Origin of the sequence: Cellulomonas xylanilytica, assembly GCF_007989805.1 — a bacterium.
Classification (GTDB): Bacteria; Actinomycetota; Actinomycetes; order Actinomycetales; family Cellulomonadaceae; genus Cellulomonas; species Cellulomonas xylanilytica.
Genome location: NZ_BJUB01000001.1, coordinates 299938 through 325674, shown reverse-complemented (window position 1 = coordinate 325674; position 25737 = coordinate 299938). Strand labels below are relative to the sequence as shown.

At 73.1% G+C, this 25737-nt stretch carries 22 protein-coding genes; 14 read left to right on the top strand and 8 right to left on the bottom strand.

Going from position 1 to position 25737, the window contains the following annotated elements:
• Positions 1-96 precede the first annotated feature (96 nt).
• From CXY01_RS01455 to CXY01_RS01425, 7 genes are all read left to right on the top strand, one after another.
• Positions 97-2349, top strand: coding sequence for a carbon starvation CstA family protein (locus tag CXY01_RS01455; protein WP_146925276.1), 2253 nt, complete (start codon positions 97-99; stop codon positions 2347-2349).
• Positions 2346-2567: a YbdD/YjiX family protein gene (locus CXY01_RS01450; RefSeq protein WP_146925275.1), complete on the top strand. Its 222-nt coding sequence runs from the start codon at positions 2346-2348 to the stop codon at positions 2565-2567. Before CXY01_RS01455 ends, CXY01_RS01450 begins: the two co-directional genes overlap by 4 nt.
• 95 nt (positions 2568-2662) lie before the next feature.
• Positions 2663-3247, top strand: a complete 585-nt coding sequence (locus tag CXY01_RS01445) for a DUF3000 domain-containing protein (protein ID WP_146925274.1) — start codon at positions 2663-2665, stop codon at positions 3245-3247.
• Between the two features lie 71 nt (positions 3248-3318).
• Entirely contained in the window at positions 3319-3834 is a 516-nt protein-coding gene (locus tag CXY01_RS01440) for a response regulator transcription factor (RefSeq protein ID WP_246124920.1), read from the top strand.
• 91 nt (positions 3835-3925) lie between these two features.
• The gene (locus CXY01_RS01435; RefSeq protein WP_222594459.1) at positions 3926-5236 is read left to right on the top strand and encodes an HRDC domain-containing protein; all 1311 of its coding nucleotides are present in this window, start codon (positions 3926-3928) and stop codon (positions 5234-5236) included.
• Between the two features lie 118 nt (positions 5237-5354).
• Positions 5355-6599 carry a thiolase family protein gene (locus tag CXY01_RS01430; RefSeq protein WP_146925273.1) on the top strand — a complete coding sequence of 415 codons (1245 nt, stop codon included), beginning with the start codon at positions 5355-5357 and terminating at the stop codon, positions 6597-6599.
• A gap of 5 nt (positions 6600-6604) precedes the next feature.
• Positions 6605-8713 (top strand): 3-hydroxyacyl-CoA dehydrogenase NAD-binding domain-containing protein, encoded by a 2109-nt coding sequence (locus tag CXY01_RS01425; protein WP_146925539.1) that lies wholly within the window; start codon positions 6605-6607, stop codon positions 8711-8713.
• Here CXY01_RS01425 and pflA read toward each other — a convergent pair.
• The 3 genes from pflA to dxs all read right to left on the bottom strand — a co-directional run bounded on the left by pflA (position 8710) and on the right by dxs (position 13843).
• Positions 8710-9579, bottom strand: coding sequence for a pyruvate formate-lyase-activating protein (gene pflA, locus CXY01_RS01420; RefSeq protein WP_146925272.1), 870 nt, complete (start codon positions 9577-9579; stop codon positions 8710-8712). The genes CXY01_RS01425 and pflA overlap by 4 nt on opposite strands.
• Before the next feature lie 22 nt (positions 9580-9601).
• The gene (gene pflB / locus CXY01_RS01415; RefSeq protein WP_146925271.1) at positions 9602-11875 is read right to left on the bottom strand and encodes a formate C-acetyltransferase; all 2274 of its coding nucleotides are present in this window, start codon (positions 11873-11875) and stop codon (positions 9602-9604) included.
• An 84-nt stretch (positions 11876-11959) separates the two neighbouring features.
• Positions 11960-13843: a 1-deoxy-D-xylulose-5-phosphate synthase gene (gene dxs, locus CXY01_RS01410; protein WP_146925270.1), complete on the bottom strand. Its 1884-nt coding sequence runs from the start codon at positions 13841-13843 to the stop codon at positions 11960-11962.
• A 178-nt stretch (positions 13844-14021) separates the two neighbouring features.
• On the opposite strand from dxs, the gene CXY01_RS01405 reads away from it, so the two are divergent.
• The 7 genes from CXY01_RS01405 to CXY01_RS01375 are packed head-to-tail and all read left to right on the top strand — an operon-like array spanning position 14022 to position 20504.
• Positions 14022-15476 (top strand): GuaB1 family IMP dehydrogenase-related protein, encoded by a 1455-nt coding sequence (locus CXY01_RS01405; RefSeq protein ID WP_146925269.1) that lies wholly within the window; start codon positions 14022-14024, stop codon positions 15474-15476.
• A 5-nt stretch (positions 15477-15481) separates the two neighbouring features.
• A complete protein-coding gene (locus CXY01_RS01400; RefSeq protein ID WP_146925268.1) occupies positions 15482-16174 on the top strand; it encodes a type 1 glutamine amidotransferase in 693 nt (230 codons plus the stop codon).
• Positions 16171-16857: an NUDIX hydrolase gene (locus CXY01_RS01395; protein WP_146925267.1), complete on the top strand. Its 687-nt coding sequence runs from the start codon at positions 16171-16173 to the stop codon at positions 16855-16857. Before CXY01_RS01400 ends, CXY01_RS01395 begins: the two co-directional genes overlap by 4 nt.
• Position 16858: 1 nt before the next feature.
• Positions 16859-17728, top strand: a complete 870-nt coding sequence (locus tag CXY01_RS01390; protein ID WP_146925266.1) for an aminoglycoside phosphotransferase family protein — start codon at positions 16859-16861, stop codon at positions 17726-17728.
• Positions 17729-17748: 20 nt separating this feature from the next.
• Positions 17749-18201 carry a DUF1801 domain-containing protein gene (locus CXY01_RS01385; RefSeq protein WP_146925265.1) on the top strand — a complete coding sequence of 151 codons (453 nt, stop codon included), beginning with the start codon at positions 17749-17751 and terminating at the stop codon, positions 18199-18201.
• A 29-nt stretch (positions 18202-18230) separates the two neighbouring features.
• Positions 18231-19133, top strand: a complete 903-nt coding sequence (locus tag CXY01_RS01380; protein ID WP_146925264.1) for an arginase family protein — start codon at positions 18231-18233, stop codon at positions 19131-19133.
• A gap of 54 nt (positions 19134-19187) precedes the next feature.
• Positions 19188-20504 carry a hypothetical protein gene (locus tag CXY01_RS01375; RefSeq protein ID WP_146925263.1) on the top strand — a complete coding sequence of 439 codons (1317 nt, stop codon included), beginning with the start codon at positions 19188-19190 and terminating at the stop codon, positions 20502-20504.
• Here the strand turns inward: CXY01_RS01375 and CXY01_RS01370 are convergent.
• From CXY01_RS01370 to CXY01_RS01350, 5 genes are all read right to left on the bottom strand, one after another.
• Entirely contained in the window at positions 20501-21154 is a 654-nt protein-coding gene (locus CXY01_RS01370) for a hypothetical protein (RefSeq protein ID WP_146925262.1), read from the bottom strand. The genes CXY01_RS01375 and CXY01_RS01370 overlap by 4 nt on opposite strands.
• The gene (locus CXY01_RS01365; RefSeq protein ID WP_146925261.1) at positions 21151-21783 is read right to left on the bottom strand and encodes a DUF4352 domain-containing protein; all 633 of its coding nucleotides are present in this window, start codon (positions 21781-21783) and stop codon (positions 21151-21153) included. Before CXY01_RS01365 ends, CXY01_RS01370 begins: the two co-directional genes overlap by 4 nt.
• On the bottom strand, positions 21780-22460 hold the full coding sequence (locus CXY01_RS01360) for a hypothetical protein (RefSeq protein ID WP_146925260.1): 681 nt from the start codon (positions 22458-22460) through the stop codon (positions 21780-21782). Before CXY01_RS01360 ends, CXY01_RS01365 begins: the two co-directional genes overlap by 4 nt.
• 113 nt (positions 22461-22573) lie before the next feature.
• Positions 22574-25318, bottom strand: coding sequence for an aconitate hydratase AcnA (gene acnA / locus CXY01_RS01355; RefSeq protein ID WP_146925259.1), 2745 nt, complete (start codon positions 25316-25318; stop codon positions 22574-22576).
• 200 nt (positions 25319-25518) lie between these two features.
• The gene (locus CXY01_RS01350; RefSeq protein WP_146925258.1) at positions 25519-25689 is read right to left on the bottom strand and encodes a translation initiation factor 2; all 171 of its coding nucleotides are present in this window, start codon (positions 25687-25689) and stop codon (positions 25519-25521) included.
• Positions 25690-25737: the final 48 nt, after the last annotated feature.

Here is a 25737-nt window from a genome sequence, read left to right as displayed (position 1 = left end):
GCTGCCGCGCGGGCGGCGGATCCGACGGTGCGGTTGCGTGGCGGGGCGCCCCGCGTAGCGTCGGTCCTGCTCGACGACGACGTCGAAGGGACAGCCATGGCAGCGCGCACGCACACCGAGCCCATCCGGACCGACCCGGACCTCCCACCGGTCGCCGTCGTCGAACGAGGGCCGATGCCCGCCTCGCGGCGGGTGCTCTTCACCGTCATCGCGGTCGTCGGCGCCGTCGCCTGGTCGATCGTCGCGCTGGTCCGCGGCGAGCAGGTCAACGCCGTCTGGTTCGTCTTCGCCGCCGTGTGCACGTACGTCATCGCCTACCGGTTCTACTCGCGGTTCATCGAGGCGAGGCTCGTGCAGCCACGCAACGACCGGGCGACCCCGGCCGAGACGTACGACAACGCCAAGGACTTCATGCCGACCGACCGGCGGGTCCTGTTCGGGCACCACTTCGCAGCCATCGCCGGTGCGGGGCCGCTCGTCGGTCCGGTGCTCGCGGCGCAGATGGGCTACCTGCCGGGCACGATCTGGATCGTCGTCGGCTGCGTCCTCGGCGGCGCGGTCCAGGACTACCTGGTGCTGTCGCTCTCGGCCCGCCGCCGCGGACGCAGCCTGGGGCAGATGGCGCGTGACGAGCTCGGGCGGTTCGGCGGCGTCGCGGCACTGATCGCCGTGTTCGTCATCATGATCATCCTGATCGCGGTCCTGGCCCTCGTGGTCGTGAACGCGCTGGCGGAGAGCCCGTGGGGCGTGTTCTCCATCGCGATGACGATCCCGATCGCGCTCTTCATGGGCGTCTACCTGCGGTTCCTGCGTCCCGGCCGGGTCTCGGAGGTCACGGTCATCGGCGTGGCGCTGCTGCTGCTCGCGATCGTCGCCGGCGGCTGGGTTGCCGAGACCACGTGGGGGCAGGAGTGGTTCACGCTGAGCCCGGTCGCCCTGGCGTGGTGGCTGGCCGCGTACGGCTTCGCCGCGTCCGTCCTGCCCGTGTGGCTGCTCCTCGCGCCGCGCGACTACCTGTCGACCTTCATGAAGGTCGGCACGATCATCCTGCTCGCCGTCGGCATCGTGCTCGCGCGGCCGACCGTGGAGGCGCCCGCCGTCTCGTCGTTCGCGCTGCGCGGGGACGGCCCCGTGTTCGCCGGCGCGCTGTTCCCGTTCCTGTTCATCACGATCGCGTGCGGGGCGCTGTCCGGGTTCCACTCGCTCATCGCGTCCGGCACCACGCCGAAGCTCCTGGAGAAGGAGAGCCAGGCGCGGCCGATCGGGTACGGCGCCATGCTCACCGAGTCCTTCGTCGCCGTGATGGCCCTCATCACCGCCGTGATCATCGACCAGCACCTCTACTTCGCGATGAACGCGCCCGCGGGTGCGACGGGCGGCACGCCCGAGACCGCGGCCGACTACGTCAACGGTCTCGGTCTGAGCGGTCCACCCATCACCGCCGGGGAGATCGAGAACGCCGCGCAGAACGTGGGCGAGGAGTCGGTCGTGTCCCGGACCGGCGGTGCACCGACGCTCGCGTTCGGCATGTCCCAGGTGCTCAGCTCGGTCATCGGCGGTTCCGGGCTGGCCGCGTTCTGGTACCACTTCGCCATCATGTTCGAGGCGCTGTTCATCCTGACGACGGTGGACGCCGGTACCCGCGTCGCGCGCTTCATGCTCTCCGACAGCCTCGGCAACATCGGCGGACCGCTGCGCCGGTTCCGTGACCCGTCGTGGCGCGTCGGCGCGTGGTTCTGCTCGGTCGTGGTCGTCGTCCTCTGGGGCGCGATCCTCCTGATGGGTGTCACGGACCCGCTCGGCGGGATCAACACCCTGTTCCCGCTCTTCGGGATCGCGAACCAGCTCCTCGCGGCCATCGCGCTGACGGTCGTGACCGTCGTCGTGGTCAAGAAGCAGCTCTACCGCTGGGTGTGGATCCCCGCCGTCCCCCTCGTGTGGGACCTGGCGGTGACCATGACCGCGTCGTACCAGAAGATCTTCTCCAGCGAGCCGCGCATCGGGTACTGGGCGCAGCACCGGGCGTTCCAGGACGCCAAGGCGGCCGGCGAGGAGTCCTTCGGGGTCGCGACCACACCCGAGGCGATGGACGCGGTGATCCGCAACACCGCGATCCAGGGGACGTTGTCGATCATCTTCGCCGTCCTGGTGCTGATCGTCGTCGCGGTGGGCGTCGTGGTGATGGTGCGGTCCGTGCGCGCCGGCGGCCTGCCCACGACCGAGGAACCGGACCAGCCCTCGCGCATCTTCGCCCCCCGCGGGATGGTCGCGACCCCGGCGGAGCGCGAGATCCAGGCGCAGTGGGACGAGCTGGAGCGTGCGCGGGCCGGCACCGGGGCGCGGTCATGAGCGGCCGCACCGCGCTCGCCGGCTCCGTGCACGCCCTGGCACGGGCCGGCCGTGCCGTGCGCTGGTACACCACCTCCCTCCTGGGCGACCACGACTACGCCCGCTACGTGGCGCACGTCGAGCGGATGCACCCCGGCGCCGATCCCGGGTCGGAGAAGGAGTACTGGCGCGCACGTCATGCCGAGCAGGACGCCCACCCCGGGGCGCGCTGTTGCTGACCCGGTCGCGGGAGACGCGTGCCGGCGCGGGAACGAGGTGCGCGGGCGGCGTGCCGGACACGCGTACAGACCCCGCCACCCGTACGCTCCACAGCGTGACACCCGCTGGTCCGGAGGACGTCCCCGCCGAGTTCGTCAACGCGCTGCGCTCGTTGCGCCGGGTGACCGTCCGCCCCGAGGTGGTTCTCGACGAGGTCCCCGGCCCGGCCCGCATCGCCCCGTTCTCGGCGGCGCTCACCGCGGAGGTGCGCACGGCGCGGCGGTCGGTCTCCGCGGCCGAGCTGGCGTCCGGACGGTTCGTCGTCCTGTACGACCCCGCGGGGCAGGAAGCCTGGGACGGGCGGTTCCGGCTGGTCACGCTCGTGCGCGCGACCCTCGAGGCCGAGGTGGGCGCGGACCCGATGCTCGCCGAGGTGGCGTGGACCTGGTTCACGGACGCCCTGGAGGGCTCCGGCGTGGACACGCACGCCGCCGGAGGGACCGTGACCCGGGTGCTGTCGCAGAGCTTCGGCGCCCTGGAGCGCCGCTCCGAGCAGACCGAGCTGGAGATCCGCGCGTCGTGGACCGCCGCCGACGAGGACCTGGGCCGGCACCTCCAGGCCTGGGGCACCCTGCTGTGCACCGCAGCAGGGCTCGAACCACTGCCCGACGGCGTCATCGCCTTCGGGCCACGGCGCTGATCGGAGGCTCGGGGGGGCCCGCTCACAGGATCCGGCTCAAGTCAACGGGTCACGATGCCGATGACTGGCACGTGACCATCGAGCCTCTGCGACGCGACCTGGCCCCGGCCCGACGGCCGGAGCTCAGGCCTGCCCTGGCCGGCTCGCGCACGCCGCCGCCCTCCGCCCAGCAGATGTGCGTCGTCGTCACCGAGGTCGCCGACGGGGACGGCGCTCCCCTGGTGCGCAACCTGCGCCGCCGAGGTGCCCCGCGCGTCGTGGTCCTCACCCGCCGCGCGAGCCGTCCCGAGCTCGGCATCCTGCTCCAGGGTGGGCTGCGCGGCGTCGTCGCCGGCTCCACCGCGCCGAGCCTGCAGCGCGCCGCCGTCGCGGCGGCTCCCCCGCCGCCGCTGCCCGACCTGACGGCACGCGAGATCAGCGTCCTCAAGCTCGTCGCCGACGGGCGGACCAACCGCCTCATCGGCGAGGACCTCGGCCTGTCGGCCCTCACCGTGAAGAGCCACCTGGCCCGGATCTCCCGCAAGCTGGGAACCGGTGACCGCGCGGAGCTCGTCGCCATCTCGATCCGTGGCGGCGTGCTCGCCTGACCGGGGCGTACAGACGGCGCCGGGGTGGAAGTACCCCGCCGCCCGCGCGGCCTGCACCGATGGGTCGGCGTCGTCGCTTACCGTGGACCTCATGCGACCCGAGGTGACCGCCGGCGCCCCTGCCGAGGGGCCCGTGCCGCCTCCGACCCCTGATCCCGACGCCCAGGTCGAGGTCGAGGTCGACGCCGACCTCCCCCAGATCACCATGCTGACCGAGCCGGCCGAGGGCATCCCGCCGGTCGTGGAGACGCCGGAGGCGCTGGCCGCCGTCGTCGCCGCGTTCGGCGCCGGCACCGGACCCGTCGCCGTGGATGCCGAGCGCGCCTCGGGCTACCGGTACGGCCAGCGCACCTACCTGGTGCAGCTGCGGCGCGAGGGCGCCGGGACGGCGCTCATCGACCCCATCGCGGTGCCCGACCTGTCGGCGCTGTCCGACGCGCTGGTCGGTGTCGAGTGGGTCCTGCACGCCGCCTCCCAGGACCTGCCCGGCCTCGCCGAGCAGGGTCTGCGGCCGAGCCGGGTGTTCGACACCGAGCTCGGCGCCCGGCTGCTCGGCCTGGACCGCGTGGGGCTCGCCGCGGTCGTCGCCGACGCCCTGGGGCTCGGGCTCGCCAAGGAGCACTCCGCGGTCGACTGGTCCACCCGCCCGCTGCCGTCCGAGTGGCTGCGGTACGCGGCGCTCGACGTCGAGGTGCTGATCGAGCTGCGCGAGGTGCTGGCCGAGCGCCTGGCCGTCGCCGGCAAGGCCGAGTGGGCCGCGCAGGAGTTCGAGGCCGTCCGCACCGCACCGCTGCCGCCCCCACGGGTCGAGCCGTGGCGGCGCGTCTCCGGCCTGCACGCCATCCGGGACGCGCGTCGGCTCGCGGTGGTCCGCGAGCTGTGGCTGACCCGCGACCAGAACGCCCGCACCCGCGACATCTCCCCGGGACGCGTGCTGCCGGACCACGCGATCGTCGCCGCCGCGCAGGCCCTGCCGCGCTCGGTCCCCGAGCTGACCGCGCTCCCCGCCTTCGCCGGCAAGGGCACCCGCCGCCGCGCGGCCCTCTGGCAGCAGGCGGTCGACCGCGGTCTGGCCACGCCGGACGCCGACCTGCCGTCGGTGCGCGGACCCAAGAGCGACGCACCGCCCCCGCCGCGCGCGTGGGCGGAGAAGGACCCGGCCGCTGCCGCCCGGCTCGTCGCCGCGCGCGAGGTCGTGACCGGGCTGTCGGCGGCCCACGAGGTGCCGGCGGAGAACCTGCTGCAGCCGGACCTGCTGCGTCGGCTGTGCTGGACGCCCCCTCGGACGCTCGACGTCGAGGGGATCTCGGAGTTCCTCCGGGCGGGTGGCGCCCGGCCGTGGCAGATCGGGCTGGTCGCACAGCCGCTCGCGGACGCGTTCGGGGCCCTCCCGCGCGCCTGACGCCGGTGTTACTCTGGAGTAACTTACGGCTGGCCTCACCCGTGACCGGGTAGCGTCGGCCGTCGCGGGCCCGCTCTCGCGTGCTCGTCGGACACCGCCGTCCCGCCCTGGAGGCTCGATGCCCACCGCATCTCCCCGCCCCGCAGCACTAGTCCGCCGCGTCGTGTTCGTCGACGGGGTCCGCACCCCGTTCGGCCGCGCGCGCAAGGACGGGCTGTACGCCCACACGCGCGCCGACGACCTCGCGGTCAAGACGGTCCGCGAGCTGCTCCGCCGCCACCCCGAGCTGCCGCCGGAGCGTATCGACGAGGTCGCCATCGCCGCGACCACGCAGCAGGGCGACCAGGGCCTGACCCTCGGCCGCACGGTCGGCGTGCTGGCCGGGCTCCCCCGGTCCGTGCCCGGCTACGCCATCGACCGCATGTGCGCGGGCGCGATGACCGCCGTGACCAGCACGGCGGCGGCGATCGGCGTCGGTGCGCAGGACGTGGCCCTCGCCGGCGGTGTCGAGCACATGGGGCACCACCCGATGGGCTTCGACGCGGACCCGAACCCCCGGTTCCTGTCCGAGCGGCTCGTCGCCAACGACGCGCTCAACATGGGCGTCACGGCCGAGAACCTGCACGACAAGTTCCCGGCCCTGACGCGCGAGCGGGCCGACGCGTACGGCGTGGCCAGCCAGGACAAGTACGCCGCCGCGCTGGCCGCCGGCAAGATCGACCCCGACCTGGTCCCCGTCGCGCTGCGCGACCCGGAGAACGGCTGGGGGCTGGCCACGGCCGACGAGCCGCCGCGCCCCGGCACCACCGTCGAGGCCATCCAGAAGCTGTCCACGCCGTTCCGGGCAGGCGGCCGGGTGACCGCCGGCACCGCCGCTCCCCTGACGGACGGCGCCGCGTCGTGCCTGCTCGCCGCCGAGGAGACCGCCGCCGAGCTGGGTCTGCCCGCGCGCATGCGCATGGTGTCCTTCGCGTACGCCGGTGTCGAGCCCGAGATCATGGGCATCGGCCCGGTCCCCGCCACGGTCAAGGCGCTCGACCGCGCGGGCCTGTCGATCGAGGACATCGGCCTGTTCGAGATCAACGAGGCGTTCGCGGTCCAGGTGCTGTCGTTCCTCGACGCGTTCGGCATCGCCGACGACGACCCCCGCGTGAACCAGTACGGCGGCGCGATCGCCGTCGGTCACCCGCTGGCGTCGTCGGGCGTCCGCCTGATGACGCAGCTGGCCCGTCAGTTCGAGGAGAACCCGGACGTCCGGTTCGGCCTGACCACGATGTGCGTGGGGCTGGGCCAGGGCGGCACGGTCATCTGGGAGAACCCGCACCACGCCGACTACGAGCCTCTCGAGGGGACGACCAAGTGAGCGACCTGAGCACCCCGACTCGCGCGGAGCGCGTGAGCCACGCCATCGCCCGTGACGTCACCCTGCCCGGCGGCGCCGGCACGCTGGCGCTCGTCACCATCGACAACGGGCTCGACCACACCAAGCCGACGACCCTCGGGCCGCTCGGCATGGCGGAGCTGACGGCCACGCTCACCGCCCAGCAGGCGCGCGCCGCGGCCGGCGAGATCGTCGCCGTCGCCGTCACCGGCAAGCCGTACTACCTCGCTGCCGGCGCCGACCTCACGCAGCTCGGTGCCGTCCCGGGCCGCGAGGGCGCTCTCGAGCTCGGCCGCAACGGCCACCGCGCGTACGAGCTGCTCCACTCGATGGGCGTCCCGACGTTCGCGTTCGTCAACGGCGTCGCCCTCGGCGGCGGCCTCGAGCTGGCGCTGAACTGCGACTACCGCACGGTCGCCTCCGACGTCCGCGCACTCGCGCTGCCCGAGACCGGGCTCGGCCTGGTACCCGGGTGGGGCGGGGCGTACATCGTGCCGCGGCTCGTCGGCATCGAGAAGGCGCTCGACGTCATCCTCACGCGGCCGGCCGCCAACAAGCCGTTCGCGGCGGTCGAGGCCACCACGATCGGCCTCATGGACGTGGTGCTCGACCCGGCCGACTTCCTCGAGGAGTCCCTCCGCTGGGCCGCCCGCGTGGTGACCGGCGACGTCGTCGTCCCCCGCCGCGAGCTCGACAGCGCCGAGGTCTGGGACGGTGTCGTCGCCGCGGCCCGCCAGCGCCTGGACGCGGTGATCAACCGGTCCCGGCCGGCGCCCTACCGCGCGCTGGACCTGGTGGCCGCCGCCCGGACCGCGTCCCGCGAGGAGGCCTTCGCGGCCGAGGACGAGGCGCTCGCCGACCTGATCATGAGCGACGAGATGCGCGCGTCTGTGTACGCGTTCGGGCTCGTGTCCGGCGGCAAGAAGCCGGTCGGCGCCCCCGACCGGTCGCTCGCGCAGCCCGTCACCCGGGTCGGGATCGTCGGTGCCGGTCTCATGGCGGCGCAGATCGCCATGCTGTTCGCGCAGCGCCTCGGCGTGCCGGTCGTGATGCGTGACCTCGACCAGGAGCGTGTCGACAAGGGTCTGGCCGCCGTGAGGTCCTCCGTGGACCGCCTCACGTCGACGGGCCGCATGAGCGAGTCGGCCGCCTCACGGCTGCTCGGCTCGATCCACGGCACCACCGACCTCGCCGAGTTCGCGACCTGCGACCTCGTCATCGAGGCGGTCACCGAGATCCTCGACCTCAAGAAGAAGGTCTTCGCGGAGCTGGAGACCGTCATCTCCCCGACGACGATCCTCGCGACGAACACCTCCGCGCTGTCGGTGACCGCCATGGCGGCCGACCTGCAGCACCCCGAGCGGGTCGTCGGGCTGCACTTCTTCAACCCCGTGGCCGCGATGCCGCTGGTCGAGGTCGTGCAGGCCGAGCGCACGTCGCTCGAGGCGCTCGCCACCGGGTTCGCCGTCGCCGCCAAGCTGCGCAAGACGGCCGTCCTCGTGGCGGACCGTCCGGGCTTCGTGGTCAACCGCCTGCTGGTCCTGCTGCTCGGCGTGATCGTCGACGCGGTCGAGAAGGGCACGCCGGTCGAGGTCGCGGACCGCGCGCTACGACCGCTCGGGCTGCCGATGCCCCCGTTCGAGCTGTTCGACCTCGTCGGTCCCGCGGTCGGTCTGCACGTCCTGACGTCGCTGCGCGAGGAGCTCGGCGACCGGTTCCCGCGCTCCCCCGGCTTGGAGAAGCTCGTCGCCGAGGGCACCACCGTCGTGCTGCCGGCCGAGGCCAAGGGCCTGCCCAAGCCGGTGGACCCGGCCATCCAGGCGGTGTTCGACGCCACCGGCACCGGCGACGCCCCGCTCGACGAGGCCGGTGTGCTCGACAGCGTGCTCACGGCCCTCACCGTCGAGGTGGGTCACATGCTCGAGGAGGGCGTCGTCGCCACCCCGCAGCAGATCGACCTCTGCATGATCCTGGGCGCCGGCTGGGGCTTCCACCTCGGTGGGCTCACCCCCTACCTGGACCGGACCGGCTACTCCGAGCGCGTGCTCGGCCGGCGGATCCTTCCCGACGGCGTCGCGAACGTCCCGACGGCCTAGTAGACGCTCAGCCCCCGGGCCCGGAACGTCGCGCGCACGCGCGCGACGCTCTCCGGGGTCGGGGGCTGCGTCGCGTCCAGCTGGTACCGCATCCCCAGCTCGTCCCACTTGTCGCGGCCCATCTGGTGGAACGGCAGGACCTCGACGCGCTCGACCACGTCACCGAGGGCAGCGACGTGGCCCGCCACGGCCTCGACGTTCTCCGGCGCGTCGGTCAGGCCGGGGACCAGGACGAACCGCACCCAGGTGCGCTTGCCGGCGTCGCGCAGCCGCGCACCGAAGTCCAGCGTGGGCTGCAGGGCCCGGCCGGTGACCGCGCGGTACGTGTCCGGCAGGCCGGACTTGATGTCGAGGAGCACCAGGTCGACGTCCGCGAGCATCGCGTCCGTGCACTGGCTGCCGAGGAACCCGGACGTGTCCACCGTCGTGTGCACGCCCATCGCCTTCGCGCCCCGCAGCAGCCGTGCCAGGAACGCCGGCTGCATCAGGGGCTCGCCGCCCGAGATCGTCAGGCCACCGCCGGTCGCCGCGAACACGGTCCGGTACCGGGCGACCCGCGCGAGGATCTCGTCGGCCGTCACGTCCGTGCCGCGCCGCATCTGCATGGTGTCCGGGTTGTGGCAGTAGAGGCACTGCAGCGGGCAGCCGGCCAGGAAGACGGTCAACCGGGTGCCCGGCCCGTCGACCGCCGTCACGAGCTCCCAGGAGTGCACCGACCCCAGCGAGCCGGACCGGACCGCCGTCATCCGCGCCGCGTGGTCGAGCTCGACCGAGGACAGCCCGGCGGTGCCGGACCTCGACCGGGGCAGACCCAGGTGCACGGCCGGCCACGGAGTCGGCTCGTGCACCTGGGTGGACTGTGTCATCGTCGGTCCGCTCACTTGAGGGTCAGACAGAGCCGTGGAACGTCCGGGACAGCACGTCGAGCTGCTGCTCGCGCGTGAGCCGCACGAAGTTCACGGCGTAGCCCGACACCCGGATGGTCAGCTGCGGGTACTCCTCGGGGTGCTCCATGGCGTCCTCGAGGGTCTCCCGGTTCAGCACGTTGATGTTCAGGTGGTAGCCCGACGACATCATGTACGCGTCCAGCAGCCCGACCAGGTTGGTCACCTGCTCGTCGCGGGTGCGGCCCAGTCCCGTGGGGATCACCGAGGACGTCAGCGAGATCCCGTCCATCGCCTCGGCGTACGGGATCTTGGCCACCGACAGCGCGGACGCGAGCATCCCGTGCGCGTCGCGGCCGTTCATCGGGTTGGCCCCGGGTGCGAACGGCTGGCCGGCGCGGCGACCGTCGGGCGTGGAGCCCGTCGACTTCCCGTAGACCACGTTCGACGTGATGGTGAGCACCGACTGCGTGTGGATCGAGTCGCGGTACGTGGGGGTGTGACGGATCTTCGCCATGAACGTCTCGACCAGCCACACCGCGATGTCGTCGGCCCGGTCGTCGTCGTTGCCGTAGGTGGGGAAGTCGCCGTCGACCCGGTACTCGGTGACCAGCCCGTCGGCGTTCCGCACCGGGCGCACCCCGGCGTGCTTGATCGCCGAGAGCGAGTCGGCGACCACCGACAGGCCCGCGATCCCGCACGCCATGGTCCGCAGCACCTCGCGGTCGTGCAGCGCCATCTCGAGGCGCTCGTACGCGTACTTGTCGTGCATGACGTGCACGCAGTTGAGCGCGTCCACGTACGTCTGCGCGAGCCAGTCGAGCATCACGTCGAGCTTGGCGACGACGTCGTCGTAGTCGAGCAGGTCACCGACGACCGGCGCCGCGGCCGGAGCCACCTGCTTGCCCGTCAGCTCGTCGCGACCGCCGTTGATCGCGTAGAGCAGCGCCTTGGCCAGGTTGACCCGTGCGCCGAAGAACTGCATCTGCTTGCCGACGCGCATGGGCGACACGCAGCAGGCGATGGCGGCGTCGTCTCCCCACGACTCACGGATGAGGTCGTCCGACTCGTACTGCAGCGCGGACGTGTCGATGGACACCTGCGTGCAGAACCGCTTGAACCCGTCGGGGAGCCGGTCGGTCCAGAACACCGTGAGGTTCGGCTCGGGAGCCGGCCCCAGGTTGTAGAGGGTCTGCAGGTACCGGAACGAGGTCTTCGTCACCAGCGTGCGACCGTCCTCCCCCATCCCGCCGATCGACTCCGTGACCCACGTGGGGTCGCCGGAGAACAGCTCGTCGTACTCCGGCGTGCGCAGGAACCGCACGATGCGCAGCTTGATCACCAGGTCGTCGACGAGCTCCTGGGCGTCCTGCTCCGTGATCCGACCCGCGGCGAGGTCGCGCTGCAGGTAGACGTCGAGGAACGTCGAGGTGCGGCCCAGGGACATCGCCGCGCCGTTCTGCTCCTTCACGGCGCCGAGGTAGGCGAAGTACAGCCACTGCACGGCCTCCTTCGCCGTGGTCGCGGGCCCGGAGATGTCGTACCCGTAGGAGGCGGCCATGACCTTGAGCTCGCCGAGCGCGCGGATCTGCTCCGCGTTCTCCTCGCGGTCGCGGATCACGGACTCCGACGAGCGCTCCTCGTCGAGCACCGCGCGGTCCTGACGCTTGGCCGCGACCAGGGCGTCGACCCCGTACAGCGCCACCCGGCGGTAGTCACCGATGATCCGGCCGCGCCCGTACGCGTCCGGCAGACCCGTGATGAGGTGCGCGGAGCGTGCGGCGCGGACGGCCGGCGGGTAGACGTCGAAGACCCCGTCGTTGTGGGTCTTGCGGTACTTGGTGAAGATCTCCCCCACCCTCGGGTCCGGCACGAACCCGTAGGTCTCCAGCGCCTTCTCGACCATCCGGTAGCCGCCGTTGGGCATGATGGCGCGCTTGAGGGGCGCATCCGTCTGCAGCCCGACGACGAGCTCGTTGTGCCGGTCGATGTACCCGGGCGCGTGCGAGGTGATCGTCGACGGGGTGTGCGGGTCGACGTCGTGGACGCCGCGCGCCCGCTCGGCCGGGAACATGGCGGTCATGCGTGCCCACATCGCCGTCGTCCGCGGCGTCGGGCCGGCCAGGAACGAGGCGTCACCGGTGAAGGGCGTGTAGTTGCGCTGGATGAAGTCCCGCACGTCGATCTCGTCCGTCCAGGACCCGCGGGCGAAGCCGCGCCATGCCGGCTGCAGGGCGGGCTCGGTGGGGACGTTCCGGGACAGGGTGCTGGTGGACATCTGCGTGCTCCTCCGACGGTGGTCGATGTACTCGACGCTACGAAGGAGCCCGATGCCCTGTCCCGGGCCGAAAGGCCCTATGTCTCAGGACGGGCGGCCCAGGGCGGCCAGCGTGTCCCGAGCGATGTCGCCGGCCGACAGGCGGAGCTCGGTCACCAGCTGCTCGCGGGTGGCGTGGTCGAGGAACGCGCGCGGGATGCCGACGGCGTGCACCGGCGTCCCGATGCCGGCCTCGCGCGCCCGCTGGGCGACCAGCGATCCCAGACCGCCGTCGACGACGCCGTCCTCGATGGTGACCACGTGGTCGTGGTCACCCACCAGCTTGGTGAGCGCCGCCGAGACGGGCATGACCCACCGGGGATCGACGACGGTCACGCGCAGGCCGTGGGCGGCGAGGATGTCGGCCGTCTCGAGCGCGGTCGGCGCCATCGCGCCGTACCCGACGACGAGCACGTGCTGCGCGTCGGCCGGTCCGTCGTGCCGGGCGAGCACGTCGACACCGTCGAGGTGGTCGATGGCGGGGACCGGGTCGACGAGCGCGCCCTTAGGGTAGCGGACGACCGTCGGGGCGTCGTCGACGTCCACCGCGGTGCGGAGCGCGTCGCGCAGCGTCTCCTCGTCGCGCGGGGCCGCCAGCCGCAGGCCGGGGACGACAGCGAGCATCGCCATGTCCCACATGCCGTTGTGGCTCGCGCCGTCGGACCCCGTCAGGCCCGCCCGGTCGAGCACGAACGTGACGCCGGCCTTGTGCAGGGCGACGTCCATGAGCACCTGGTCGAAGGCGCGGTTGAGGAACGTGGCGTACACCGCGACGACGGGGTGCAGCCCTCCGAAGGCCATGCCGGCAGCCGACGTCGCCGCGTGCTGCTCGGCGATCCCGACGTCGAACACCCGGGCGGGGAACTCGGCGGCGAACGGCGCGAGACCGACCGGCTGGAGCATGGCCGCGGTGACGGCCACGACGTCCGGGCGCCGGCGGCCGATGCGCACGAGCTCGTCGGCGAAGACGCTCGTCCACTCGAACCGCGACGGCGCGACGGGCAGCCCGGTCTCCGGGTGGATCTTGCCGACGGCGTGGAACCGGTCGGCGACGTCCTGCTCGGCCGGGACGTAGCCGCGGCCCTTCTCGGTGATGACGTGCACGATCACGGGGCCGCCGAACGCCTTGGCGTTGCGCAGCGCCTTCTCGACCGCCCGCACGTCGTGCCCGTCCACGGGACCGACGTACTTGATGCCGAGGTCCTCGAACATGCCCTGCGGGGCGAGGACGTCCTTGATGCCCTTCTTCATGCCGTGCAGCGCCTCGTAGGTGGCGCGTCCGGGAGCACCGGACCGGCGCAGCGTGCGCTTGCCCCAGGACAGGACGTTCTCGTAGCCCTGGGTGGTGCGCAGGGTGTCGAGGTGGTGCGCGAGGCCGCCGATGGTCGGGGCGTACGACCGGCCGTTGTCGTTGACCACGATCACGAGCCGGCGGTCCTGCCCGGCGGCGATGTTGTTGAGCGCCTCCCAGGCCATCCCGCCCGTCAGGGCGCCGTCACCGATCACGGCGACGACGTGCCGGTCGCCGCGACCCTGCAGCTCGTTCGCCTTGGCGATGCCGTCGGCCCAGCTCAGCGCGGTGGAGGCGTGCGAGTTCTCGACGACGTCGTGCTCGGACTCCGCTCGGCTGGGGTACCCGGACAGCCCGCCCTTGCTGCGTAGCTGCGAGAAGTCCCGCCGGCCGGTCAGCAGCTTGTGCACGTACGCCTGGTGGCCCGTGTCGAACACCAGGGTGTCCAGCGGCGACTCGAAGACGCGGTGCATCGCGATGGTCAGCTCGACGACCCCGAGGTTGGGCCCGAGGTGCCCACCGGTGCGGGAAACCTGGTCCACGAGGAACGTGCGGATCTCGGCGGCGAGGTCGTCAGCCTGGCGCGAGGTGAGCCGGCGCACGTCGTCGGGGGTGCTGATGCGGTCCAGCTGACCCATGGTGGTGCCTCCTCCTCCGGTGTGCGGCGACGATGCCGCACCGTGCGGACGCCGAAAGCTTGTCCACACTGTAGGCCGAGCGGGCACCACCTACGCGCTGGTGCAGGTCAGCCCGGTGTGGAGGGCCCGTGAAGAGACCGGCCCGAGCGACTACCATGGACCGGAAAGGGGGAAACCCATGCGCTTCCTGCCCGGCCACACGGCCACCTCGGACCTCACCTACGGAGACGTCTTCCTCGTCCCGTCGCGTTCGGAGGTCACCTCCCGCTTCGACGTCGACCTCTCGGCCGTCGACGGCACCGGCACCACCGTCCCCATCGTCGTCGCCAACATGACCGCCGTCGCCGGCCGCCGGATGGCCGAGACGGTCGCTCGCCGCGGCGGCATCACCGTCCTCCCGCAGGACGTGCCGACGGACGTCGTGGCCGAGGTCGTCTCGTCCGTCAAGGCGCGGCACACCGTCGTCGAGTCCGCGGTGGTGGTCAGCCCGCACGACACCGTGCACACGGCCCTGACCCTCATCGGCAAGCGCGCGCACGGCGCCGCGGTCGTCGTCGACGGCGGCAAGCCCGTCGGCGTCGTGACCGAGGCGGACTGCCAGGGCGTCGACCGCTTCACGCAGGTCGAGGAGGTCATGAGCGCCCACCCGACCACCGTCGACCTCGCGATCGTCGAGCAGGGCGGCCGGCGCGGGCTCGAGGCGGCGTTCGAGAAGCTGCACGCGTCGCGGCGCAAGTTCTCCCCCGTGGTCCGCGACGGCGAGCTCGTCGGCGTCCTCACGCAGGTCGGTGCCCTGCGCTCGTCGATCTACCAGCCGGCCCTCGACGCCCAGGGGCGCCTGCGCGTCGCCGCGGCCGTCGGGATCAACGGCGACGTCAAGCAGAAGGCCCTCGAGCTGCTCGAGGCCGGCGTCGACGTGCTCGTCGTCGACACCGCGCACGGGCACCAGCGCAAGATGCTGGACGCGCTCGGCGCGGTCCGCTCGCTCGACCCGCAGGTGCCGGTCGTGGCGGGCAACGTCGTCACCGCCGAGGGCACCCGCGACCTGGTCGCGGCGGGCGCGGACATCGTCAAGGTCGGCGTCGGCCCCGGTGCGATGTGCACCACCCGCATGATGACGGCGGTCGGTCGCCCGCAGTTCTCCGCGGTGCTGGAGTGCGCCGCCGAGGCGCGCCGGCTGGGCAAGCACGTGTGGGCCGACGGGGGCGTCCGCCACCCGCGCGACGTCGCGCTGGCCCTCGCCGCCGGTGCGTCCCAGGTCATGGTCGGGTCCTGGTTCGCCGGCACGCACGAGTCGCCGGGCGACCTGCACGAGGACGGCAACGGTCGCCTCTACAAGGAGAGCTTCGGCATGGCGTCGGCGCGCGCGGTCGCGGCCCGCACGCGCGGCGGCTCCGCGTTCGACCGCGCACGCAAGGCGCTGTACGAGGAGGGCATCTCGTCCTCCCGGATGTTCCTCGACCCCCGCCGTCCCGGCGTCGAGGACCTCGTCGACCACATCACCGCCGGGGTGCGCTCCGCCGCGACCTACGTCGGCGCGACGTCCCTCGACGAGCTGCACGAGCGTGCCGTCGTGGGCATCCAGTCGGCCGCGGGCTACGAGGAAGGGCGCCCGCTGCCCGACGGGTGGTGACCGGGATGCGTCCCGTCCTGGTGGTGATGCACGCCCCGCACGAGGGTCCCGGGCTGATCGCGCGCGGTCTCGACGCCCCCGTCCGGGTGCGGACCGTCCTCGACCTGGAGGACGCCCGGCTCCCTGGTCTCGACGAGGTGTCCGGCGTGGTCGTCATGGGCGGCCCCATGGACGCCGACGACGTGCCGGGGCATCCCGGTCTGGCGGCGGAGCGCGCTCTGCTGGCGTCGGCGGTCGACGCCGACGTGCCGGTGCTGGGCGTCTGCCTCGGGATGCAGATCCTCGCGCTGGCGCTCGGTTCCCGGCTGCACCTGCGTGCCGCCACCGAGATCGGGTTCGCCCCGGTCGACGTCGTCGCGGAGGACCTCATGCTGGGTACGCTCGGCGAGCGCCCCACGGTGCTGCACTGGCACTCCGACACGGTCGACCTGCCGGCGGGGGCCACGCTGCTGGCGTCCACGGCGGCCACGCCGGTGCAGGCGTTCCGAGCGGGCAGCGCGCTCGGCGTGCAGTTCCACCCCGAGCTCGACGCGGGGATGCTCGACCTGTGGCTGGAGACGCCGGACATGGTCGGTGACCTCTCCCCCGAGGAGATCGACGAGATCCGTGCGGCCGGTGCCGAGCACCTGCCCGGGCTGGTCCCCGCCGCGACGAAGATGTTCGCGGCGTTCGGCGAGCTCGTGCGGGCGCGCGGATGACGGCTCCCGTGCCGTCGGTGCGCGGGGCGCGCGCCGAGCTGCTCGACCTGTGCGCGCGCGGCGTCGACTGGCGCGTGGATCCGGCCCGCGTGCTGGAGGAGCCCTCGTCCGCCCGCCCTGCCGCGGTCCTCGTGCTGTTCGGCGCGCTCGACGCGACGCCGTCGCGCACCGAGGAGCCCTTGGTGGCTCGCGACCTCGACGTGCTGCTCCAGCGGCGGTCCCGGACCCTCGGCCACCACGCCGGGCAGATCGCGTTCCCCGGCGGTCGGCTCGAGCCGTCCGACGCCGGACCGCGCGAGGCGGCGCTCCGGGAGGCGGTCGAGGAGGTCGGGCTCGACGCGTCGGGCGTCGAGGTGCTCGGCACGCTGCCGGCGATGCCCGTGCCCGTGAGCAACCACCTGGTCACACCCGTCCCGGCGTGGTGGACGCGACCGTCGCAGGTGGCGGCGGTCGACCACGCCGAGACGGTCGACGTGTTCCGCGTCCCGGTGGCGGACCTGCTGGAGCCGGCCAACCGGGCGAGCGTCGAGCACGCGCGCTTCGGCCGGACCGTGCGGACCCCGGCGTTCACCGTCGACGGCGTGCTGGTCTGGGGGTTCACAGGGATCGTGCTGGCCAGGATGTTCGACGCCCTCGGCTGGGCGGTCCCCTACGACGTGCACCGCACCGTGCAGGCGCGCTGACGTGGTGCATCCCCTCCCGGAGATCGAGGTCACCGAGGACCTCGCCCGCACCCTCCTGCGCGAGCAGCACCCGGACCTCGCTGACCTGCCGCTGACGTGGGCCGGCACGGGGTGGGACAACGCGCTGTGGCGCGTCGGTGACGGGCTGGCCGCCCGGTTCCCCGTCCGCGAGGTCGGGGCTGCGCTGGTGGTCCACGAGCAGCGCTGGCTGCCCGTCCTGGCGCCGCGGCTGCCGGTCGACGTGCCGACGCCCGTGCGGGTCGGCGTGCCCTCGTCCACGTACCCGTGGGCCTGGAGCGTCGTGCCGTGGTTCGACGCGGTCGCCGCGCACCACACCCCGGTGGCGAGCCGCACGGCGTGGGCCACCCGGCTGGCCGAGGTGTTCGTCGCGCTGCACCGGCCGGCCCCGGACGACGCACCCGTGAACCCGTACCGCGGCGTGCCGATCGCGCCGCGCGAGCAGCCGCTGCGCGAGCGGCTGGAACGGCGCGAGCTGCCCGACGCCGACCGCATCCTCGAGCGTTGGCGGGAGCTCGCCGCCGCCCCCGGGTGGGACGGTCCGGCCCTGTGGCTGCACGGTGACCCCCACCCCGCCAACCTCCTGGTCCACGACGCCGGGCTGCGGGCGGTGATCGACTTCGGGGACGTGACGTCGGGCGACCCGGCGTCCGACCTGTCGACCGCCTGGCTGACGTTCGACGCCGACGGACGCGCGGCGTTCCGCGACCGCCTGCGCCATGACGAGGCGACCTGGCGGCGGGCGCAGGCGTGGGCGCTGCACATGGCCGTCGTCCTGCAGATGCATCCTGTCGACCACCCGACGCTCGCGGAGATCGGCCGCCACGGCGTCGCACAGGCGCTCTCCGACTGACGGCGCGGGATACTGGCCCGGTGGCACACGAGCCGAACAAGACCGTCCCCACCGACGCCGACGTCGCCGCGTTCGTCGCGGCCGTGGAGCACCCGGTCCGCCGCCGGGACGCCGAGCGCCTCATCGACCTGATGGCCCGCGTCACCGGCGAGCAGCCGCGGATGTGGGGCCCCACCATCGTCGGCTTCGGCACCTACCACTACCGCTACCCGTCGGGCCGCGAGGGCTCGGCGGGCGCGGCCGGCTTCTCGCCCCGCAAGGCGGCCACGACCGTCTACTTCCCGGACGGCGCCGAGACGCACGCCGACCTGCTCGCCGACCTCGGTCCGCACACGATCGGCAAGAGCTGCCTCTACCTGAAGGACCTCGACGCCGTCGACCTCGGCGTCCTGGAGGAGATGGTCCGCCGCTCGTACGCGACCGTGACCGCGGGGACGTTCGGCACCCGGCTGTCCGGCCCCGACGCGGGCTGAGCGTCGGACCCCGCCTCTACCCTGGCCGGATGTCGGAACGACCTCTGGGCATCCTCGGGGTGCCGTCCAGCGCTGCCGCCCACGCCCCGGGCCTCGAACGCTCCCCCGCCGCACTGCGGGCCGCCGGCCTGGTGACCGCCCTCGCGCGGTCCGGCCGTCGCGTGGTGGACCACGGCGACACGTCGGTCGCCCGGTGGCGGGCCGACCCTCCCGAGCGCACCAACCCGCACGACGTCGCCCGGGTGGCTGCGGTCCTGCAGGAGGCACGAGCCGCGACGGCTGCGGTCCTGGCGGCGGGTCACGTGCCCGTGGTGCTCGGCGGCGAGTGCACGGTGACTCTCGCCGTCCTCGCGGCTGCCGCGGACGCCGGGCTCGACCTCGGGCTCGTCTACGTCGACGGCGGGCAGGACCTCCAGCTGCCCGGGGACCACCCCGACGAGCCGATCGCCGACTCGATGGGCGTGGCGCACCTGCTCGACCTGCCGGGTGCGCACGACACGCTGGCCGGCCTGGGCCCGCGCCGCCCGCTCCTGGCACCGGACCGGCTCTGCTTCGTGGGCTACGCCGACGACGAGGAGGACGTGCACGGGCTCGTCCCGTCCGTGCGCGTCCCCGCGACGGCGGTGCTCGCCGACCCGCACGGAGCCGCCCGGCAGGCCGTCGCCGCCGTCGCCACGGCTGCCGACGGCTTCCTGGTGCACCTCGACGTCGACGTCCTCGACATGTTCACGCTGCCGCTGGCGGACGTCCCCCAGTACGGCCGCGGTCTGACGCCGCCGGTGCTGGGTGCCCTGCTGACCCAGCTCGTGTCCGACCCCGGCTGGTCCGGCCTCGTCGTGACCGAGGCCAACCCCGACCGTGACGACCAGCAGGGGTCGTCGATGCGCACCCTGGTCGACCTGCTGGGGTCCGCTCTGACGACCGGTGGCTGACGCCGCCGATGGACCGCCACCCGCGAGGGCCCGACGCAGGGGATGATGTCCGCCGTGACCGACGCACCGACCATCGCACCCGCACCGGCCTCCGGCTTGCGCCCCTGGCTGCGCGACCTCGGCTCCGTCGTCGCGCAGGGCGCGCGCCTGTGGGCCCGCTCGTGGCCGTTGCTCCTCGTCATCGCGCTGCTCGCCGTGGCCGGGCGCCACGCCGCCGGGTGGGCGGCCGTCAACGCGTCGACGGTGAACAACACGCTCGGCTGGGCGGTCCTCGTGCTGGCGCCGCTCAGCATGGTCGCCGGCATCGTCGCCATGCTGCACGTCCTGCGCCGCGACCTTCCCGCCCTCGCCGCGATCGGCCGGACCCGCGGTCCCGACGACACCACGTCGGGGCACGAGCGCGGCCTGGTCGACGTCCTCGCGTCGGTGTTCGTCCCGTTCCTCGCGCTGTACGCGTCGTACGGGCTGCTCGACGAGGACCGGTCGAGGTTCCTCAACACCGCGGCGTTCCGGGAGTTCCGCGAGAACGGGTTCTCCCTGACCGGGGACGGCCCTGACGGCGGGTTCACGGAGCTGGCCACCGGCTGGGGCCTGGTCGTCCTGGTCGTGGTGGCGGTCGTGCTCCGCTGGCTGCTCGGCCGGTGGGAGGGCCGGAGCAACCGTCGCGCGCTCGCCTTCGCCGGTGCCTACGTCGAGGCGTTCTGGCTGCTTGCCGTGGCGGCGTTCGCCACCCAGCTGCTGGATCGCGCGTGGGAGTGGGTGGAGACCCGGCGGGCCGTGTCCGTCGTGCTCGACTGGTGGCTGACGGTGCTCGACGCGCTGGGACCGGTCGCCGCACCGGTCGACGCCGTGGTCGACGCCGTCGCGGGCGTGCTCGGCAACCTCGACGACCTCGTCGTCATCCCGCTCGCGTGGCTCACCGTGGGTGCGGTCGTCTACGGGCACAAGCTCGCGGCGCCACCGCCGCTCGAGCCGCGCGTGCGCCTGGCTGCGTGGCAGCGGGTGCCTGCCCCGGTGCGACGCTGGACCACCGAGGCCGCCGCACCCGTCGTCGGTGACGTGCGGGGCCGCTTCACGGCCCTCACCGACGGGCTGCGCAGGCTCGCGGTCGCCGGCCTCGGGCCGATGCTGGTGTTCGCGCTCGCGTTCCTCGCCGCGACGCGTATCGAGGAAGGGATCCTGATGCTCGGCCGGGCACTCGTCGGACCACAGGACCTCTACACGTGGCTCGCCTTCGTCCCGATGGTGGCGTCGGTCGCGACAGCCGTCGGCCTGACGGTGACGATGGCCCTGCTCGCGGCAGGCGTGGACCGCATCCTCGCCGGCCAAGCCCGGGCTGCCGTGCGGGAGCCCGTGCCGACCGAGGACTAGCTCGGCACCTCGAGCAGCAGGTGCTGCGGCTTCTGCCACCAGAGGACCACCTCGGTGACGTCGATCCCCTCCGGGACGACGAGCACCCGCGAGACGGACCACGTGGCCGGTCGGGGTGGCGTGTCCTGCTCGCTCAGCACCTCGTCCAGGTCGCCCAGCGACGGCCGCGGCCCCGGCGCGTCCTCGGGGACGCACGGCACCACGGCCTGGTTCGCACCCCACGCGTTCGACACGTAGTCGTACCGGTTCCCGGCGGCGTCGCGCACGGCGAGCAGGCACCCGGTGAGCACGCGGTCGGGGTCGGCGCTCAGGGTGAGGTCGACCTGCACCGCCCGGGAACCCTCCGGCACCTCCATGTCCCGGGGCAGCGTCGACACGTCGCGCACGCCGTCGAGGCGCACCTGCACGTCGACGGGCAGGGTGCCGCCGAGGCCGTCGTAGACGCGCTGGTGGAAGTCGGCGGTCTCGCCTGCGGCGACCGTGGTCGGGCGGCGCAGGTCCTGCTCCCACCAGAGGGTGCGGACGCGGTCGCCGGCCGCCACGAGGGTGAGCACGAGCGCGACGGGCAGCGCGACCAGCGCCCACCGGTTGCGGTGCCACCACCCGGCAGCCGGCGCGTCCGGCACCGGCGTCACGATCGGGGCGCTCACGGCTGCTCCAGCGGCTCGTCCGAGCGCGACGAGATGTCCAGCGGCGTGTCGACCGCCGCCCAGTCGTCGGCGTCGGCCTGCGTGAGTCCCAGGTCGATGTCGGCGAGGTCGTCGCCGCGCTGGTCCTCCTGGTTGAGCCCGATGCGCAGGTGGGCGCCGGGCACGGCCTCGGGCGGGAGCTCGACGCTCACGGTCGCGTAGCGGGGGACCCCGGGCTGCGCCGTACCGGGCAGGAACGAGGAGCGCCCGCTGGTGAAGACCGTGTAGGTGCGACCGTCCCCACCGCGGAGCTCGGCGAACGAGATCATGCGCGGTTGCCCGGTCGCCACGATGGTCAGCGGGACCGTGAGGAACACGCCGGGGGTGGACAGCTGCGTGGAGGTGTCGGGGCTGAGGACGGTGGAGCCCGTCGGCTCGCCGGCCGTCAGGCTCGCGTACCGGAGCTCGACCGTCTCACCGACGACGGTCGGCCGGACGAACGGCGCCGACACGCGGTCGTCGACGGGGAACGCGGTGACGACGACGTGCCCGACGGCGAGGGCGGCGAGCACGGCTGCGCCGGCACCGAGGGTCTGCACTCGGGGGCGACGCACGCGGGCCGTGGTCCCGACGGGCTCAGGGGTGCTCACGACTCCGACTCCTCGCTCGACCGGGCCTCGCGGACGTCGAGCTCGCCCCGCAGCGTCGTCACGGGGTCCCGCCAGCTGACCGTCTCGTCGAGGATGCCGACGCCCCAGGTCTGCCGCTGCAGCAGCACGGTCGCGCTGGTGGGCGGTGCGGCGGACCCGTCCTGCTCGAACAGGAACGCCGCCTCGTACGTGAGGCCCGGCTGGACGGGGCTGAGCGACGAGCCGTCCTCCAGCAGGGCGATCGCCGACGCCTCGACGCCGGGGACGAGCACGCTCGGCTCCTGCACGAGCCCGTCGACGTCGTCGAGCGTGAGCGTGTCCGTGAGCGTCACGCCCAGGACTCCCGCGTCGCTCGTGTTGCGCACCGTGGCGACGACGCCGATCCAGCGGTTGCCGTCGTCGGTCAGGTACTGCCCCGGCAGGTCCGTGGTCCACACGACCCGGTGCACGGTCAGCTCGAACGGCGCCACCTCGACCGGGACGTCGACCGCGAGCACCTCGGGTCCGTCCTTCTCCTGCTCCCGCAGGCCGCCGAACGCTGCTGTGACGGCGAGGAGGACGACGGCGCCGCCGATCCCGATGCGCCGCAGCGGCTGGTCGAGGGCGCGGCGAGCCACGAGGCTGCCGCTGGCCCGCGCACGTGCGCGCAGGTCGGGCGGGGCGGCGGGTCCGGACACGCGCCCGAGTGTAAAGGTCGGGACGGATGCCTGACCGCGACCGCCCACGCCGCTGACGCCGCGAGCCCGGCCCCCGTCGGACGGGGACCGGGCTCGCGGTGTGCCGTGGTGCGTCAGGCCGTGACGAGCGAGCGCAGCACGTACTGCAGGATGCCGCCGTTGCGGTAGTAGTCCGCCTCGCCCGGGGTGTCGATGCGCAGCACCGCGTCGAACGCGACGACCGTGCCGTCGGGCTTCGTGGCCGTGACCGCCAGCGTGCGCGGCGTCGTGCCCTCGTTCAGCGCGGTGACGCCGGTGATGTCGAACGTCTCCGTGCCGTCCAGGCCGAGCGAGTCGGCCGACTCGCCCTCCGGGAACTGCAGCGGGAGGACGCCCATCCCGATGAGGTTGGAGCGGTGGATCCGCTCGAAGCTCTCGGTGATGACCGCCTTGACGCCCAGCAGGCTGGTGCCCTTGGCGGCCCAGTCGCGCGACGAGCCGGAGCCGTACTCCTTGCCGCCGAGGACGACGAGCGGGATGCCCGCCTCCTGGTAGGCCTGCGACGCGTCGTAGATCGAGGACTGCTCACCGGTGAGGAAGTTCTTCGTGAACCCGCCCTCGACGCCGGGGACCAGCTGGTTGCGCAGCCGGATGTTGGCGAACGTGCCGCGGATCATGACCTCGTGGTTCCCGCGGCGCGAGCCGTAGGAGTTGAAGTCGCGACGACCCACGCCGTGCTCGGCCAGGTAGAGGCCCGCGGGGCTGTCGGCCTTGATCGAGCCGGCCGGGCTGATGTGGTCGGTGGTGACCGAGTCCCCCAGCTTGGCCAGCACGCGCGCACCGTGGAAGTCCACGACCGGTGCCGGCTCGGCCTGCATGCCCTCGAAGTACGGGGGCTTGCGAACGTACGTCGACTCGGGGTCCCACTCGAACGTGTCGCCCTCGGGGGTCGGCAGCGCACGCCACCGCTCGTCCCCGCTGAACACGTCGGCGTAGTCCTTGGTGAACATCGCCCGGTCGATGGAGGCGTCGATCGTGGACTGGACCTCGTCCGGCGTGGGCCAGATGTCCCGCAGGAAGATCGGCTGCCCGGCCTCGTCGCGCCCCAGCGGGTCCGACTCGAAGTCGAAGTCCATGGTCCCGGCCAGCGCGTACGCAATGACCAGCGGCGGGGAGGCCAGGTAGTTCATCTTGATGTCGGGGTTGATGCGCCCCTCGAAGTTGCGGTTGCCGGAGAGCACCGCGGCGACGGCGAGGTCGTGCTCCTGCACGGTCTCCGAGATCTTCTCGTCCAGCGGGCCCGAGTTGCCGATGCACGTGGCGCAGCCGTAGCCGACGAGGTGGAAGCCCAGCTTCTCGAGGTACGGCCAGAGTCCGGCCTTCTCGTAGTAGTTGGTGACCACCTGCGAGCCCGGCGCCATCGACGTCTTGACCCACGGCTTGGCGGTGAGGCCCTTCTCGACGGCCTTCTTGGCGACGAGGGCCGCGGCGATCATCACCGACGGGTTCGACGTGTTGGTGCAGCTCGTGATGGACGCGATCGCGACGGCGCCGTGGAACAGGTCGAACGACCGGCCCTCGGTGTCGACCGTCGGGAAGGTACGGGTGGCCGACGACGTGATCGCCGGGCTGTCCGACGCGGGGAACGACTCGCGCTCCGCCTCGTCGACGCTGTTGGCCAGCTCGGGCGCGTAGGTCGGCAGGTCGCGCTGGAACTGCTCCTTGGCCCGCGACAGCTCGATGCGGTCCTGCGGGCGCTTCGGGCCGGCGATCGACGGCACGACGGTGGACAGGTCGAGCTCGAGGTACTCGGAGAACACCGGCTGGACGTAGCCCTCCAGCGTCGGGTCCAGCCACATGCCCTGCTCCTTGGCGTACGCCTCGACGAGCGCGAGCTGCTCCTCGGAGCGCCCGGTGAGGCGCAGGTAGTCGATCGTCACGGAGTCGATCGGGAAGATCGCGGCGGTCGAGCCGAACTCCGGGCTCATGTTGCCGATGGTCGCGCGGTTCGCCAGCGGCACGGCCGCGACGCCCTCGCCGTAGAACTCCACGAACTTGCCGACGACGCCGTGCTGGCGCAGCTTCTGCGTGATCGTGAGGACGATGTCGGTCGCCGTGACGCCCAGCGGGATCGTGCCGGTGAGCTTGAAGCCGACGACGCGCGGGATGAGCATCGACACCGGCTGCCCGAGCATGGCGGCCTCGGCCTCGATGCCGCCGACGCCCCAGCCCAGCACGCCGAGGCCGTTGACCATCGTGGTGTGCGAGTCGGTGCCGACGCACGTGTCGGGGTAGGCCTTGCCGTCGCGGACCATGACGCCACGGGCCAGGTACTCGATGTTGACCTGGTGCACGATGCCGGTGCCCGGGGGGACCACCTTGAAGTCGTCGAACGCCGTCTGGCCCCAGCGCAGGAACTGGTAGCGCTCGCGGTTCCGCTCGTACTCGAGCTCGACGTTGCGCTCGAACGCGTCGGCGCGGCCGGCGACGTCGATCTGCACGGAGTGGTCGATGACCAGCTCGGCCGGGGCGAGCGGGTTGATGCGGCTGGCGTCGCCGCCGAGGTCGACGACGGCCTCACGCATCGTGGCGAGGTCGACGACGCAGGGCACGCCGGTGAAGTCCTGCATGATCACGCGGGCGGGCGTGAACTGGATCTCGGTGTCGGGCTGGGCGTCCGGGTCCCACCCGGCGAGCGCGCGCACGTGGTCGGCCGTGATGTTGGCGCCGTCCTCGGTGCGCAGCAGGTTCTCGGCGAGCACCTTGAGGCTGAACGGCAGGCGCTCCACCCCCGGGACGGCCGAGAGCCGGTACACCTCGTACGAGGCGTCACCGACCTCGAGTGTTCCCTTCGAACCGAAGCTGTCGACGCTGCTCACGGGGGGCTCCTTCGCTGGCGAGTCTGCCGGTGGTGCTGCCCGGGGATGGGTGGTCACCCGGACGCTGGGCGGGGCGACCTCTCAGCCTAGGTGGCCGGGGTCGCGATTTATCTCGACATCAAGATACATGCTCACGGGCCCCCGCGCACGCGTGTCCACGACGGCGTGGCGGAGTGCGCGAGGGCCCGCGAGAGGGTCGATCAGTGGTTCGCGGTCTGCTCCGCGTCCACGGCGTCCTGCGCCTTGCGCTCGGCCTCGATCGCACGCTGGTGCGACCGCGGGTCGTAGTCCGGCGTGCCCTGCTTGTGCAGCTCCTGGGTGACCAGCCGCTTGGCCTCCGCCAGCCGGCTGACCGCGTCCTTCTCGCTCACCGTGTCGCTCCTCCCTGCCGGGCCGTGGCCGGACCGGCGAACGCGATC